The sequence below is a fragment of the Limnothrix sp. HT2024 genome (assembly GCF_059138625.1).
The window spans coordinates 3,023,995-3,039,184 of sequence record NZ_CM181121.1 but is presented as its reverse complement, the minus strand read 5'-3'; the positions used below and the strand labels follow the sequence as shown (position 1 = coordinate 3,039,184).

Here is a 15,190-nt window from a genome sequence, read left to right as displayed (position 1 = left end):
CGGCCCCTTTGTATTGAGTATTGAGTTTGATTGGCTTTGGGTTGAATGGGTGTTGCATGGTGAGTGCAAGCTTTACCAATTCAAGTTCTACCAATTCAAGTTTTACCAATTGTCGTCCCAGTCATCATCGGGGGCCGATCGATCCCAATCGTTGACCTGAGGGGCGGTGGATTGGGGGGCGGGCGGAGTCAGAACGCGATATTCCGCATCGGTGACGGAGCGCGATCGCTCGGCGGGCGGCGGCAATTCTGATTCTGGCTTTGAAGATTCTGGCCTTGAAGATTCTGAGCCTTTGGCCGTTGCGGCGCGATCGGCCTTGGGCGGTGCTGCCGGTCTTGGTGGCGTTGCTGGTTTTTCCGGCTCTTCTACTTTTGGCGCTTCTGCTGCTAGTTCTTCTAACTCGTCCTCGTCCCGTTGATAGCGAATGGAGTAGCTGGTTCCTTCGCGGCGGGTGGCAGCGGGGCGGGCGGGCGCTTCAAGGGGCTTAGGTTCTGGTTTTGGGGGGGCGGCCTGAGGAGTTGGGGGTCGGGCCGGGGCCGGATCGGGGTCAAAGGGGCGATCGATCCGATTGGTCGATCGGGGACGATCCTGAGGCGACGATGGGTTCGATCGGGGTGGACTCGGCTGGGTTCGGTTGCTGTCGGGAGCCGTTTCTGCCCATTCATCCCACTCCGGATCGTGATTCCAACCCTTCTGCGGGCGATCGGGCACAGCCCAATCGGCCAATTCCTGTTCCAGTTCGGCGGCGGTGGCAGAAGGGCGCGGCTCCGCTTGCAAGGAAAACAGGCGCGATCGCCAAGAGGCATTGCCCGGTTGGCCTTTCATTTGGCCCTCGGCGGCCGATTCCCCGCTGCCCCACTCATCCTCCAACTCATCGCCTAAGGGCTGATTAATCAAACGCTGTCGGGGAGAGCGAGACTGCTCGGATTCGGGGGCTGGCCGGCGATCGATCACCGGACGGCGAGGCGGCCGGCCCAATTGAACCAACAGGCCAATCAGTCCCATCGTTGCGGCCCCCGCAGCCACCGCACTAGCCAGCCACCACCCCAACGGCAAAGCCACCATCGGCCGGCCAAGCACCACCAACGGCAGCAGGGGCAAAGGGTTTTGAGCTGCCACCAACAGTAACCCCACCACCAACAGTAGCAATCCCAACAGGCGCGCCATTACCCGCTCTCTCTCCTTTTCCGGACGACCTTAGCTGTTTCGTGACCTGGCCGTTCAACCAACCTAGCTCGGATTGGGGCCGATGGGAGTGCTTCCGCCAGGGGAGGCAGGAGGAGCGGTCTGGACTTGGGCTTGCAATTGGAAATGCCTGAAAATTGAGAATGGCTGCAAAAAGTTCAACCAGTGGGTTTAACCCGGCAAATCTTCGGGCGTTTCGTTGCCCCCTTGCCAGCGCCGGAGAGGCACACAGTCGATCGCCAGGCGATCGAGCGCCCTGGCCACCACAAAATCCACCAAGTCTTCAATCGATTGCGGTTGATGATACCAAGCGGGAATGGCCGGCACGATCGCCGCGCCGGCCTCGGCCAACTGGGTCAGGTTCCGCAGATGAATCAAGCTCCAAGGGGTTTCCCGAGGAACCAACACCAGCGGCCGCCCCTCCTTCAGTTGCACATCGGCGGCCCGCTCCAGGAGATCGCTGCTTAAACCCGCTGCCAATTTGCCCACGGTGCTCATGCTGCAAGGCATCACCACCATGCCCAAGGTGCGATAGGAACCGCTGGCGATGGTGGCCCCCACGTTCCCAAAACGATGGCAGATGAGCCGCCCTCCGGTGGGTACGCCGGCCTGCGATCGCCAAAACGCTTCTTGGGTCAAGGGTTCCAGGGGCATCTGCACCTGGTTTTCTGACTGCCAAACCATGTGGGCCGCCTTGGAAGCCACCAGCTCGATCGCGTAGCCCGCTGTTAACAGCCACTTCAGGGCCCGCACCGCGTAGATCAAGCCCGAAGCCCCCGAAACTCCCAAAATTAACGGTCGCTGATCCGCTTGATCGTGCGATTGAGGTTGATCAAGATCCGGGGATATATTGGGGCTAAGTTCCGTGCGCTCAACGCTGTCGGTCATCGACCGGGCCGCCATTTCACAGAACAACCCACCGCCTCCGTGAAGGCAATCGCGATCGGCTGTTCATCCAAAAAACTGGTGATCGCATCCCGCAAATAAGCCTGCGTGACGACGGATGGATCCTGGGGGCTGTCATCCACCGCGCCGATATAGCGCATGACGCTGTTGGCATCCACCAAAAAAGCCTGGGGCGTTTTCTTGGCCCCGAAGCAGTCCGCCACATCCTGGGTGGGATCCCACAGGTAGGGAAAATTCAGCCCCCGCTCCCGAGCAAAGACCTTCATCGCATCAAAGCTATCTTCGGGGAACTGATTGGCATCATTGGCATTGATTCCGATCAGCGTTACGCCCTGTGGCTCAAATTCCGCTTGCAGAGCCTTCAGCCGATCGAGATACATCCCCACGTAGGGGCAGTGATTGCACATGAAAATCACCACCGCCGCTTTGTATTGACCGAGATAGGTCGCAAAGTGGTGTACTTTGCCATCGGCCCCAGGAATTTCAAAATCGGGGGCGTATTTTCCGATACGTTCCATAAGCATGGGGGTAAGCCAGTTGCGCCGCGCTCAGACGGCTAGTTTGCTGGGGGTCTCAGCGAGGGGGTGCCACTTCGCCAAGAGCCGTCTATCCGGAAGCACACTTCCATTGATTCTACGAGGATTCGGCCAGATTCGTGCGCTGGAATCATTTAACCTCAAGAACCCTAAGCCGTTTCCGCCGGAATGAGAATTTATAAACTTGCGATCTTTGGTCGATCGCTGGGTGTGCAATGTTGAAGCGGCCTTGAAGCGGCGTGCGATCGGCTGTTGTCGTTGAGATTCCGGTTTGGTTCAGGATTGACTACGAATTTGCCCTAGATTCATCTGCCACGCGGGCGCGATCGGTTGGTTTTTAGTTCCGAAATCAGCGGCTTAGCAAGGCTTGGGATTGGCAAGTCATGGATCGGCCGTGCCATTCAAGCCCTGTGCGAGATCTCAATTCTGGATTGCGAGATTGCAGCAGGGGGGTGCAATTCAGGATGGGATGAACAATTCGCCGGAGTTCGTCGGGATTTGCCGGGCGATCGGGCGCTTTATAAGACATCTCCGTAAAATTACGTAATTAATTCATAGGTTTTGGCATTAAATCGCACTCAAAAAAATCGAGCTAAAGGGATTAAGAAAACAGCACCCGATCGCGAATGGCTCAGGAAATTGGGGCGATCGGGGCTTGGGAAACATCTGAGGCCATGCTTGAGACCAAAATTTGGGAAAGGCAGTGGGAAAAGCAGCGGCAAAAGGCTATTGGGAAACCCGTTGGGAAACTGGCACAATACCGAATTGGAGTTCTGAATCCCCGGCATGGCTTGCTCCCGGTTGGTTGGCTGGCTGTTGGCTGAGCCATTGATTCATGACCCAACGCACCCTATTGCACCTTTGCCACTGCCATGACCATTGCGATCGACTTTGGAACCAGCAACACGGTGGTGACCTATCTCAACCCCGTAACCGGCAATCCCGAAACCCTGGATCTCAGTGGACTTTCGGTGCGACAGTCCCCCAACCCGCCGCTAATTCCCAGCCTGTTGTATGTGGCCCAGGCGGCCGAAGGTCAGGTGGTGGCCGGCCAAGCAGTGCGCGATCGGGGACTGGATCAATTGGCCGATGGGCGCTTGTTTCGGGGGTTTAAGCGGGGGATCGGAACCGCTGTCCAAGGATTTGTGCCCGAGTTAGACGGGCGATCGGTGGATTTTGAGCAGGCGGGGCAGTGGTTTTTAGATGCCATTGCCCGCGCCCTAACAGAGCAGCAGTTTTGGGGCGGTGCAGGGGCCGGGTCACAACTGATTTTGACCGTGCCGGTGGACAGTTTTGAGCAATACCGCAATTGGTTAACCCGGGCGATCGCCCAGTCGGACTTGAGGCAAATTGAACAGGTGCGTTTGCTGGACGAGCCAACGGCGGCGGCTTTGGGCTATGGCGCAGGCGATCGGGACTTGGTGTTGGTGGTGGACTTTGGCGGCGGCACGTTGGATCTGTCCCTGGTGCGGCTCGATCGCCCCAGTGCCACCAGCGCCGGCCGGCCCTTGGGATTTCTGTTGAAGTGGGGGAACCGCGCCCTTGAGGATTCCCAACAAACCGTGAAAACCGCCAGGGTTTTGGCCAAAGCAGGCTTAAACCTGGGTGGATCCGATTTGGATAACTGGATTGTGGACTATTGGAGTCAACAGCGAGCTTCGGTGGATTGGCCAGGCAATACCTTGGGTAATTCCTCGGGCAATCTCGCGGGTCATTCTTTCCAGAAAACTCCAATTCTGCTGCGATTAGCGGAGCGAGTCAAAATAGCCCTTTCGCATCAGGAAATGGCCCAGGAAGTCTATTTTGATGACGTGACGCTTAATAGTCTAGAGCTAAGCCTTTCGCGCACGGAATTGGAAACTATTTTGCGCGATCGGGGTCTGTTTCAACAGCTCGATCGGGCCTTGGATCAAATTTTTCAGCAAGCCCTTCGCCAGGGACTAGAACCCCAGTCGATCGAAGCGGTGTTATTGGTAGGTGGCACGAGCCAGATTCCTGCCATTCAATCCTGGATTCGTAACTATTTTCCTACCGAAAAAGTCGCCACCGATCGCCCCTTTGAAGCGATCGCCCAAGGAGCTTTGAAGCTGGCCAGCGGCTTAGAAGTGCGCGATTTTCTCTATCATGGCTACGGAATTCGCTATTGGAACCAACGGGAAAAGCGCCACAGTTGGCATCCCATCATCCCTAAAGGTCAGCCTTATCCCACCGCCAAGCCCGTTGAATTGCTCTTGGGAGCCTCTATTGAAAATCAACCCCAAATTGAACTAATCATTGGAGAATTAGGCGACGAAGAACAACGCACTGAAATCTTTTTTGATGGCGATCGATTGGTCACCAAAACCATCGGCGGCCAAGCCTCAGTTCAACCGCTGAATGATCGTGATGGCGCACGCAGTTTGGCTCAACTGGATCCGCCTGGAATGCCTGGCATTGACCGAATTCGGGTGGCCTTTGAAGTGGATGCCGATCGCACCTTGCGAGTCACCGTTGAAGACTTACTGAGCGATCGCACCCTGCTCAACCAATGCCCGATCGCCCAACTGAGTTAAGTCCTGGTAAACCTCGCCATTCCTGAGCTTGCTGTTAATCCCTGGTCATTCCTGAACCAGCGCCAGGCACAGCCCAAGGGGTGTTTCGCCAATTCGTAGCCTCCCCAACCGAAAGACCGCATTGGGGCACGATGTGCAAGGGTTGGCGAGTATTGACTCGTATTCGTTAGCATGAGCAAGATAAAACATTCAACTTCAGTCTCGGCTGCATTGGGCTGCATTGGGTGCTATTGGGTGCAATAGAACTCCGATGTGGTCTAAGCTCCTATGCTGAATTCACCTGAGTTCGGGATAGTTTGAAACCTCTCAACTTCTAATGGGTAAGCTAGATCCCAAAAGGCCGTTAGCAAACCATTAGGTACTTGGGGCGGGCAAGGGTAACTTCAGAAGTTCTAAACCCAACCCAAGATCAACAACAATTGATAGTTTCTGCCTATCCCTTGCTCACGTTTTAACTGTTGACTGATCTCCCAATTCCGATCGCCCTGATCCCGATCGTGCGTCCTCGATTTTGGATTGGGGAACTGGAATTGTCATGGTTAAACCTAGGATGTCTTTAGGTCTTTCCCGGGGTCTAGTTGTGCCATTTTTTACAATCAATTTCCGATTATTGTTTCGATTGTTGCCGCCGCTTGATCCAGCCAACCTGACTTAGTTGAGGAAAATTTGACCTGAAAGTCGATGAAGCAGGATGAAAGATTCAACAAACTCCACCTGCAACCCGACTGATATCAACCACTAGTGCTTTAGGTCTTAGGAATTTGGGGGGTTAGAAATTTTTCAGCATCGATCACCACTAGTCCTTAGCCCATGGATCCCAATCCCAGTGCGCTCATCACCCATCGGAGCTAGTTGTCTCTTGGTGAATATCATTCCTGTCCATTGACCGCGATCGCTTCCGAAACGCGATCGATTGCCAAAAATAGTGCTATTCAGGAGTTTGAGTTAGGGGGTAACCAACAGCGCTCTGGAGTGCTGAAGCGGGGTGAATCGCCCCCCTAGTTGCATCACTCCAGTGCAGCAGAATCCAGTCGTGCTGAGTGAGGATCACCTGTCAGAATGCGCAATTCGATCACCGCCCGCACCGATGCCAATGTTGCGGCCAGTTACCCATCTCTCTCATCCAGTCCTCTCTCCCACCCGATCGCATCGCCAGACATGGAGTCCAGCCGCAAACACTACTCACTGTTGATCGTTGACGACACTCCCGACAACGTGGATCTGTTGCGGCGCTACCTGATGCGCTTCAAGAAATTTCGCATTCAAAGTGTTGAAAACGGTCAACTGGCCCTTGAATATCTGCAAAATGTGCCACCGAAGGATCATCCTGACCTGATTTTGATGGATGTGGTGATGCCAAAGCTGAACGGGTTTGAGACCTATCGTGCTTTGCAAACCCTTTATCCTGACTGGGATGTACCCGTAATCTTCATGACGGGCCTTTCGGACTTGTCCAGCAAGCTTGAAGGGCTGGAACTGGGCGCAGTGGACTACATCATCAAGCCCTTTCAAAAAGAAGAAGTCTTAGCCCGTATTGAACTGCAATTGCGGCTTTTGGACTTAACTCGGCAGTTACGAGCCAAAAATGAAGAACTGGAGCGGGAGGTGGCAGAGCGGCAGCGAGTGGAAGCCACGCTGCTGACGGTGAATTTGGAACTGGAGCGCCTGGCCACCAGCGACGGCCTGACGCAGGTGGCAAACCGGCGCTGCTTTGACACCACGATTAATCGCGAGTGGCAACGCCTGGCCCAGGATCATCGTCCAATGTCGTTGGTGCTCTGTGATGTGGACTACTTCAAGCGCTTCAACGACCATTACGGTCATCAAGCGGGAGATGATTGTTTGATTCAAGTGGCCCGCACCTTGCAGGATGGCACACGCCGGGCGACGGATTTGGTGGCTCGCTATGGGGGGGAAGAGTTCGCGATCCTGTTGCCGGACACGGACTTGACAATGGCCGTGGAGGTGATCGATCGACTGCGACGGGCGATCGAGAATTTAAAAATTCCCCACGAGCGATCGGAAGCTAGCCCCTGGGTCACAGTCAGTTTGGGCTTAGCCTGTCAGTTTCCCAAAATGGGCAATACTCCCCAAAATCTGATCGCTGCCGCCGATGCGGCCCTCTACGAAGCCAAACAGCAAGGGCGCAATACCTATTGCAAGCGCTATCTCTTGGAGAGCTAGGGCCCGCTAACCAGATGCCAAAAGCTGGATGCTTTGATACTTGGGCATCCATCGCCCAGAATTAACCGCCCAACATCAGCGGCTCAGAATTCGCTGCTCAGAATTAACCGCCCAGCATCAATCGCTCGCAATTTGCGATCGGTTCTGTTGCCGGTCTGTGGTAGTCTCAGGCCGGTTTTGAGCGATCCCCAGCGCCATGAACGTCACGCCGACCGAGATTCCCGATGTTTTGCTGATTGAGCCGAGGGTCTTTGGAGACGATCGCGGCTTTTTTTATGAGAGCTTCAACAGTCGCACCTTTGCGGACAAAACTGGCCTCGATGTGACCTTTGTGCAGGACAACCATTCCAAGTCCGTGAAAAACGTGCTGCGCGGCCTGCATTACCAGGTGCAACAGCCCCAGGGCAAATTGGTGCGGGCTGGAGCCGGGGCGATTTTTGATGTGGCGGTGGATATTCGACACGGGTCGCCCACCTTTGGTCAATGGGTGGGCTATGAGCTGAGTGCCGAAAACAAGCGCCAACTCTGGATTCCGCCGGGATTCGCCCATGGGTTCCTCACCCTGACCGATACGGCGGAATTGCTCTACAAGGCGACGGATTTCTATTGTCCAGCGGGCGATCGATCGATTCTCTGGAACGATCCGCAAATCAACATCGCCTGGAACCTGGATGGTGAACCGATCCTGTCGGGCAAAGACCAGGCGGCCAAACCCTTGGCAGAAGCGGATCTGTTTGAATACGGGCAAATCTAGGATCGCGGAACCATGCGGATTTTATTAACGGGCGCACAGGGGCAGTTGGGCGAGGCCCTGCAACCGGTGTTGGGGGCGATCGGGGAGCTGACGGCGGCCGGGCGCGATCGGGTCAACCTGGCCGACACTGAATCGCTCTACGACGCAGTGATGGCGCTCCAGCCGGATTTGATCGTGAACGCCGCCGCCTACACGGCCGTGGACAAGGCGGAAACCGAAGCTGACTTGGCGATGGCCGTCAACGGCAAGGCTCCCGGGATTTTGGCCCAGGCGGCCAAGAATTTGGGCGGGCGGCTGATCCATGTGTCCACAGATTACGTCTTCAACGGGCAACAGGGGCGACCCTACCGGGAAACGGCCCCCACCGATCCGCTGGGCAGCTACGGGCGATCGAAGTTGGCAGGGGAAACGGCGATTTTGGCCACAGCTCCGGGCCAGAGCGCGATTGTCCGCACCGCTTGGGTCTATGGCGCAGGCAAAACCGGCAACTTTGTGAAAACGATGATTCGGCTGGCGACCGATCGCCCGGAACTGCGGGTGGTGGCGGATCAAATCGGTTCGCCCACCTGGACGCGGGACTTGGCCGGGGCGATCGGGCAGCTCGCCAGCCGCCTGGATGCGGAAACCGCCGGAGTTTACCACTACACCAACAGCGGGGCCGTTAGCTGGTATGACTTTGCCGTGGCGATCATCGAAGAGGCCCGCGCTCTGGGGCTGGAACTTGCGGTGGAACGGATCGTCCCGATCGCCACGGAGGATTATCCAACCCCGGCCCAGCGCCCGTCCTATTCGGTGCTGTGGGGTGGTAAGTTGGCGGACTTGCTCGGCAGTCCGGCTCCCCATTGGCGGGCCAGCCTCCGCAAAATGCTGCCAGAACTACTGAACCGCTAGGTTACTCCCACAGCATCAGACAAGGGGCTTAAGCCCCTTGCTCCCCAACGATTAAACGATTACTCAACCGCTTCACCTCGGCAATCCCAGACAAGGGGCTTAAGCCCCTTGCCCCCCAACGATTACTCAACCGCGATCGCAGCGAGTTAATAATATGAAAGCCTTGATTCTTTCGGGTGGCAAAGGAACCCGCCTGCGACCCCTGACCTATACGGGTGCAAAACAGCTCGTGCCGGTGGCCAACAAGCCAATTCTTTGGTATGGCATCGAGCGAATTGTGGCGGCAGGCATCACCGATATTGGGATTATTATCAGCCCGGAAACCGGCGACGAAGTGCGCGAAAAAACCGGCGATGGCAGTCGCTTTGGCGCAAAGATTACCTATATTTTGCAGGAGCATCCGTCGGGATTGGCCCACGCGGTTTCCGTGGGGCAAGAGTTCCTCGGTGACTCGCCATTCATCATGTATTTGGGCGATAACGTCATCCAAGCGGATTTGGGGCAGTTTATCGACCAATTTAAAAAGCCCGGTGTCGATTCGGTCATTATTCTGCGAGAAGTGCCCGATCCGCGTGCCTTTGGGGTGGCGGAAGTGGACGCGGCGGGCCGGGTGGTTCGGTTGGTGGAAAAACCGAAAAATCCTCCTTCCAATTTGGCGATGGTGGGGATCTATTTCTTTCAGCCGGTGATTCACGAGGCGATCGCCCAAATCCAGCCTTCAGCCCGGGGCGAATTGGAAATTGTAGACGCGATCCAAAAGCTGATTGATACGGGCAAAACCGTTGAGGCTTGCACCCTGGAAGGTTGGTGGTTGGACACCGGTAAAAAGGATGATTTGCTAGAAACCAACCGGATTATTCTTGATACGGATTTGCAGCCTTGGAACTACGGCGAGGTTGATGAATCGAGCAAAATTATTGGGCGGGTGGAAATCGGTAAAGGCTCACAGGTGATCAATTCCACGGTGCGCGGCCCGGCGGTAATTGGCGAGAATTGCACGATCGAGAATTGCTACATTGGCCCCTACAGTAGCATCAGCGATCGCGCCCATTTGGTGGATGTGGATTTGGATCACAGCGTGGTCTTGGAAGGGGCGGAAATTGTCGGGGTGACGGAGCGGATTATTGATAGCGTGATCGGTCAACGGGTGAAGCTCCATGTGGGGCCAAAACGCCCGAAAGCCTTGCGTTTCATGATCGGTGATGATTCCCACATCGAATTGACCTAGGATGATTGCGGCCTCTGGGGCAAGGGGCTTAAGCCCCTTTTCTCAACCGCTGACAGCCCAAACAAGGGGCTTAAGCCCCTTGTCTTTGGTTCTTGGATGGTCGGGGGTTTGGGGGTTGATTCTGATAGGGCGAAATGCCGATTTTTTATTTCGTTGTTGTGAATTATTGGTGTGGGGAATCGATCGCCCACTTATTGCGATTGCTGGCCCAAGATTCCCCCGACCAGAATTACCAAATCCTGATCGTGAATAATTCACCGGAGGATCGATCGCTCGACTCGTTTCCCACTGAATTTGCCCATTGCACAATCCTAGAAACCGGCGAGAATTTGGGGTTTGGGCGGGCCTGCAATCGGGCGATCGCCTGGGTGGCTGATCGCGATCCAGGGGCGATCGTTTGGCTAATCAATCCCGATGCTTGGCTACCGGCGGGAACGATCGCGGCGGCCCGATCGCTCCTGAGCCAAGCCGATTGGGCGATTTTGGGCACGGCGATCGATCAACCCGATGGCCGGCCGGAGTTTCGCGGCGGCCGGTTCGATCGGCGATCGGGCCTGATCGAGCCGATCGCCCAGGATTCCCCCACCGCTGCCCAAATTCAGCCCACGGATTGGGTCAGTGGTTGCAGTTTGCTGATCAATCTGGCGGCATTTCGCGAGCCACCCCGGTTCGATCGCCGCTTCTTTTTGTATTACGAAGATTTCGAGCTTTGCCGCCGCTACGCCCGCCAAGGCTATTCGGTGGCGATCGCCCCGAGCCTGCGGGTGATCCATGCCACCTCGACGGTGACGGGCCGCCAACCGGAGCGGAAATTGCGCTGGTCGATCGGGGGCTATTTGTTGGCCCTGGCGATTCACGGCAGCCGTGGGGCGCTGATCTATCGGTTGGCGCGGATTGTGATTAGCGCGATCGCCCAGTGGCCGCAGCATCCCGCCCGATCGCGCGCCAAGCTCCAAGGCGTTGCCAATGCTTGGCAAAGTTGGCGATCCACACGCAACGGCTCCACGCGGCGCTAAAGTAAAGCTCGACTTGCTTGGCCCACTTTTTCGGAAACCTATGCTGGACTTGCGCTTAACTCGATCGCTGCCGGAGCCGTTGCGCTCTTGGATGGGGCGGCTGGCGGCTTTGGACGATCGGGGGCGGGGCTGGCTAGGCCTGGCTTGGGTGTTGTTGGTTTGGGCGATCGCCCTGTTTTGGCACTCGGGCAGCGTGGGGCTGGTGGACGAAACGGAGCCGATGTTTTCGGAAGCGGCCCGCCAAATGACCGTGACCGGCGATTGGATCACGCCCTATTTCAACGGGGCCACCCGCTTTGACAAGCCGCCGCTGATCTATTGGCTAACGGCGATCGCCTACAAAATCTTGGGTGTGAATGAGTGGGCTGTGCGGTTGCCCTCGGGATTGGCGGCCCTGGCGACGATCGGGCTGTCCTTTGCCACTCTCTGGCGCTTTTCCGTCACTGTCGAGGCGCGTCAACAAGCCCCTTGGCGGCCTTGGCTGGTGGGGGCGATCGGGGCCGGAACGATCGCCTTTTCGCCCCACATGATCATCTGGGGTCGGGTCGGCGTGTCCGATATGTTGCTCACCGGCTGCATCAGCACCGCCCTGCTGGCCTTCTTTTGGGGCTATGCCAGCGATCGCCCTCGGGTCAAGCGTCTTGGGTATCTCGGGTTTTATGTGGCCCTCGCCTTGGCGGTGCTGACCAAAGGGCCGGTGGGCGTGGTGTTGCCGGGCGGGATTGTGCTGGCCTTTGCGCTCTATGTGGGCGAATTCAAGCAGCTATGGAAGGAAGCGAAGCCGCTGTGGGGTTTGCTGCTGGTGGCGGTGCTGTCGATTCCCTGGTTTGTGCTGGTGATTTTGGCCAATGGGGATGCCTACGTTGAGTCCTTCTTTGGCTACCACAATATTGATCGCTTCACCCGCGTGGTGAATCAGCATTCGGCTCCCTGGTTTTTCTATTTCATTGTGGTGGCTTGGGGCTTTGCGCCCTGGTCTGTCTATCTGCCGATCGCCCTGGGCCGGCTGGAAATTTGGCGGCGCAAGTGGTGGCTGCGGCGATCGCGATCGGAGCGGCTGCCTTTGTTTGCGGGCGCTTGGTTTTTGGGCGTGTTTGGCTTTTTCACGATCGCGGTGACCAAGTTGCCCAGCTACGTTGTCCCGCTCATGCCGGCCGGTGGGCTACTGGTGGCGTTGCTGTGGCGGGACTTGCTGAGTGGTGATCTGGCTTCCCGCCGATCGATGCCCCGGCCGGGGTTGAGCGAACCGCCGATCGCCACGGAAGATCAGGTTTCACCGGGATTCCACCGCAGCGCGATCGCCGCCGTGATTGTGATGGGTATTTTGGCGATCGCCCTCAGTGCCCAAAACCTCTGGCTACCGTTGATTAAAGATCCGACCATGCCGCGCATTCGGGAGGTGTTGATCGAATCTGGAGCCATTACGCGAGGGGCGATCGATTGGGCAATCACCGCTGTCCTCAGTGTGGTGGTGATTTACCGGCGGCGCTATCGCTGGCTGTGGCTGCTCATGTGGGTCGGTGGTGTGCTGTTTTTTGTGGGCACGATCGTGCCGGTAACCTTCGCCCTCGATTCCCAACGTCAATTGCCCCTGCGGATCCTGTCGGCGGATGTAATTCGGGTACGACAACCGGACGAGGAGTTGATGATGGTGGGCTTTGCCAAGCCGAGTGTGGTGTTCTACACCCAGCAAATCGTTAACTTCTCCCAACGGGCGACCCCGTTAATTGAAGGAGAGCGGGAAGCCCTCAAGATTAATCCCAACCCCAAACCTGCCACGGTGCTGTTGCTGGGCGATCGCAAAAAATTGGCGGAAACCGGTTTAGACCAAGTGGGTCAACCGATCGCCGCCGCTGGTTCCTATCAATTATTCCGGGTCGATCGGCGTGCCTTTGCGAACCACCAACCGCCCACTGATCCAGACGATTAACCTGCAAGGTTCAACGATAGAAAGCGCTTGACGGGGCAAGGGGTTGAAACCCCTTGTCTAGATTGGTCTTGGCCCTTGTCTAGATTTGACCTGCCTAGCTTGGGACAGTCTGGATCTGGATTGTCACCTAATCGCCCGACGGAATCGGCACTTGCTTGATGTCAAAGGGCAGGTTCAAATCATCCGGCAACTGCTGTTGGGTTTGTTTCAGCCACTTCAGGAATTGTTTGCGCAAGCCCTTGAGGGGCCGATCGGGTGTTGCCGTTCCCGATGGCATTGGCTCAACGATCGGCTCCGAGATCACCGGCTCGATCGACTCAAGCACAATCGGCGGTTTTAATCCAACTTGGGGCGCTGACTTTGGTTCAGACACCGCTGGTTCCGGTTTAGCTTCCGGGGCGATCGGCTCCGTTGTGGGAACCTCCGTTGCTGATGCTTCCGGCTTCGTTCCCTCCGCTGGTGCAATCACGTCTGGCGTAGCAGTCTCCGGTTCTGGTTCGCTCACCAACGCTGGCGAAGCAGACTCTGCTCGGTCTTCGCTCAGGGAACTGTTGATTCTCCGGGCCTCTGCTTGAGGCAGGGCTACATCCGGCGGCTCAGGGCTACCTGACTCAGGGCTAACTGGCTCGGCACTGGGTTCCGGCATCGGTTCAGGTTCCGTCGCCACAGGCGGGTTAGCCGTGGGGGAATCCTCAACAGTTTCCGAAACTGTTGTCGGTTCTAGGGTTGAGGCGGCAGGCTCCGATGGTGCAACGGCGCTGGGTTTTGGGGCCAGAGTCCCACTTGGAATGCTGACTTCGTGATCTGCTGTGTCCTTTGGTTCTGGGCTGGCCGTTGCTTCCGGCAGAGCCGCCGGTTCTGGTTCTGGAGTCATTGCCGCCGGTTCTACAGTCTCTGGCTCTGCGGTTACAGTCGGCAACGCTTGCGGCAATGGTGCGATCGGCTCAGGCGCGGCAACCGGTTCCGGGGCCGGTGGCTCATAGGTTGGGTCAATCAGCGCCCGGGCTTCCGGTTCCGGCAACGCACCCTTCAGCAGTCGGTCAATCGCGCTCGTCTGGTTGGGGTCAAACTCCACCAGCGCCACCGACTCATTAAACGCATTCTCCAGCAGCTCTCCCCGATCGTCGATCAGCTCCAACTTGACCCAGTTTTTGCCCCGACGGAATCCCTTCAAATAAATAGACTGCCAATCATCCAGCAAAAAGCTGTCGCCATTGACCGTCACCCGCACCTTCCAATCCACAATCTCATCATCATCCCGTTCCCGAGCCAGCAGATGTAGCGGGGCATTGGTCAAGTAAAAGTCCAGCAGCACCGGTTCTGTGCCCACCGTCCCGATCGGCTGGTTATAGGTCAGCAGCGGCCGGCCCGAGTCGGGAACATGGGTTTGGGTTTTTGCAAACACATGGAAAGACACCTGAGCATAGGCCCCATCATTCTTAAAGCTTTCATGCCAGGGACGTTCCGCAAAGGCCCGGAGTGTGTGGGTTCCCGGCGTTAGGTCGCTAATCGTAATCGGATCCGTGACATCAAAAATCTCTGCCACCGGGCGATCGTCCAACATCAGCTTCAAATGTGGCCCGGCAGCCAGCGCTTCATCCTTAAATAGCGGCAAATCTTGCACCCGCAACTGCACCGCCACCTGTGTTTGCGTCAGGGTTTCATCGGGCCTTGGCGCAATGATCTGCACCTGGGGTTGATAGCGATCCAACTCCCGATTCAATCGCTGCACGATCGATGGTGGTGCCACCTCATCAATGGCCCCCACTACTTTGCCCTGATTGGGTTTGGGCGGCGTGGCCGTCGCCAGCGGTGGTGGCTCCTTGGCGCATCCCCCGATCGGCAACAGGAGGCATCCCCAGACCAACACCACGCATCCCCAGGCCATTCGCCGCCCTAGCCCTCGACCCAGCGCCCCGAGCCACCTCATCTCGTTACCTCTTTGCAATCTTCAGTAATGGGTATAGGAACTGATATGACCTAGGCGATCCTAAGCAAACCTAGGCAA

The 15,190-nt window shown here is 56.9% G+C and carries 11 protein-coding genes; 7 read left to right on the top strand and 4 right to left on the bottom strand.

From position 1 onward, the window contains the following. Nucleotides 1–102: 102 nt before the first annotated feature. The 3 genes from AC2IAX_RS12315 to AC2IAX_RS12305 all read right to left on the bottom strand — a co-directional run bounded on the left by AC2IAX_RS12315 (nt 103) and on the right by AC2IAX_RS12305 (nt 2,609). Complete coding sequence (locus AC2IAX_RS12315; RefSeq protein ID WP_494387746.1) at nt 103–1,167, bottom strand: hypothetical protein; 1,065 nt, start codon at nt 1,165–1,167, stop codon at nt 103–105. A 189-nt stretch (nt 1,168–1,356) separates the two neighbouring features. Next, a complete protein-coding gene (locus AC2IAX_RS12310) occupies nt 1,357–2,073 on the bottom strand; it encodes a flavin prenyltransferase UbiX (RefSeq protein WP_494387745.1) in 717 nt (238 codons plus the stop codon). Further along, nucleotides 2,070–2,609 carry a thioredoxin family protein gene (locus AC2IAX_RS12305; RefSeq protein ID WP_494387744.1) on the bottom strand — a complete coding sequence of 180 codons (540 nt, stop codon included), beginning with the start codon at nt 2,607–2,609 and terminating at the stop codon, nt 2,070–2,072. The genes AC2IAX_RS12310 and AC2IAX_RS12305 overlap by 4 nt, the downstream gene beginning before the upstream one ends. Before the next feature lie 890 nt (nt 2,610–3,499). On the opposite strand from AC2IAX_RS12305, the gene AC2IAX_RS12300 reads away from it, so the two are divergent. The 7 genes from AC2IAX_RS12300 (at nt 3,500) to AC2IAX_RS12270 (ending at nt 13,182) form a co-directional block, all read left to right on the top strand. Then, nucleotides 3,500–5,179: an Hsp70 family protein gene (locus AC2IAX_RS12300; protein ID WP_494387743.1), complete on the top strand. Its 1,680-nt coding sequence runs from the start codon at nt 3,500–3,502 to the stop codon at nt 5,177–5,179. 1,059 nt (nt 5,180–6,238) lie between these two features. Next, nucleotides 6,239–7,363, top strand: coding sequence for a GGDEF domain-containing response regulator (locus tag AC2IAX_RS12295; RefSeq protein ID WP_494387742.1), 1,125 nt, complete (start codon nt 6,239–6,241; stop codon nt 7,361–7,363). A gap of 196 nt (nt 7,364–7,559) precedes the next feature. Continuing rightward, complete coding sequence (gene rfbC / locus AC2IAX_RS12290) at nt 7,560–8,117, top strand: dTDP-4-dehydrorhamnose 3,5-epimerase (protein ID WP_494387741.1); 558 nt, start codon at nt 7,560–7,562, stop codon at nt 8,115–8,117. A gap of 12 nt (nt 8,118–8,129) precedes the next feature. After that, nucleotides 8,130–9,008, top strand: coding sequence for a dTDP-4-dehydrorhamnose reductase (rfbD, locus tag AC2IAX_RS12285; RefSeq protein ID WP_494387740.1), 879 nt, complete (start codon nt 8,130–8,132; stop codon nt 9,006–9,008). A gap of 154 nt (nt 9,009–9,162) precedes the next feature. Further along, nucleotides 9,163–10,236: a glucose-1-phosphate thymidylyltransferase gene (locus tag AC2IAX_RS12280; protein WP_494387739.1), complete on the top strand. Its 1,074-nt coding sequence runs from the start codon at nt 9,163–9,165 to the stop codon at nt 10,234–10,236. Nucleotides 10,237–10,370: 134 nt separating this feature from the next. Beyond that, entirely contained in the window at nt 10,371–11,252 is an 882-nt protein-coding gene (locus AC2IAX_RS12275; RefSeq protein WP_494387738.1) for a glycosyltransferase, read from the top strand. A gap of 40 nt (nt 11,253–11,292) precedes the next feature. After that, on the top strand, nt 11,293–13,182 hold the full coding sequence (locus AC2IAX_RS12270; protein WP_494387737.1) for an ArnT family glycosyltransferase: 1,890 nt from the start codon (nt 11,293–11,295) through the stop codon (nt 13,180–13,182). Between the two features lie 127 nt (nt 13,183–13,309). Here the strand turns inward: AC2IAX_RS12270 and AC2IAX_RS12265 are convergent, their stop codons facing one another. Further along, nucleotides 13,310–15,070, bottom strand: coding sequence for a hypothetical protein (locus AC2IAX_RS12265; RefSeq protein WP_494387736.1), 1,761 nt, complete (start codon nt 15,068–15,070; stop codon nt 13,310–13,312). Nucleotides 15,071–15,190: the final 120 nt, after the last annotated feature.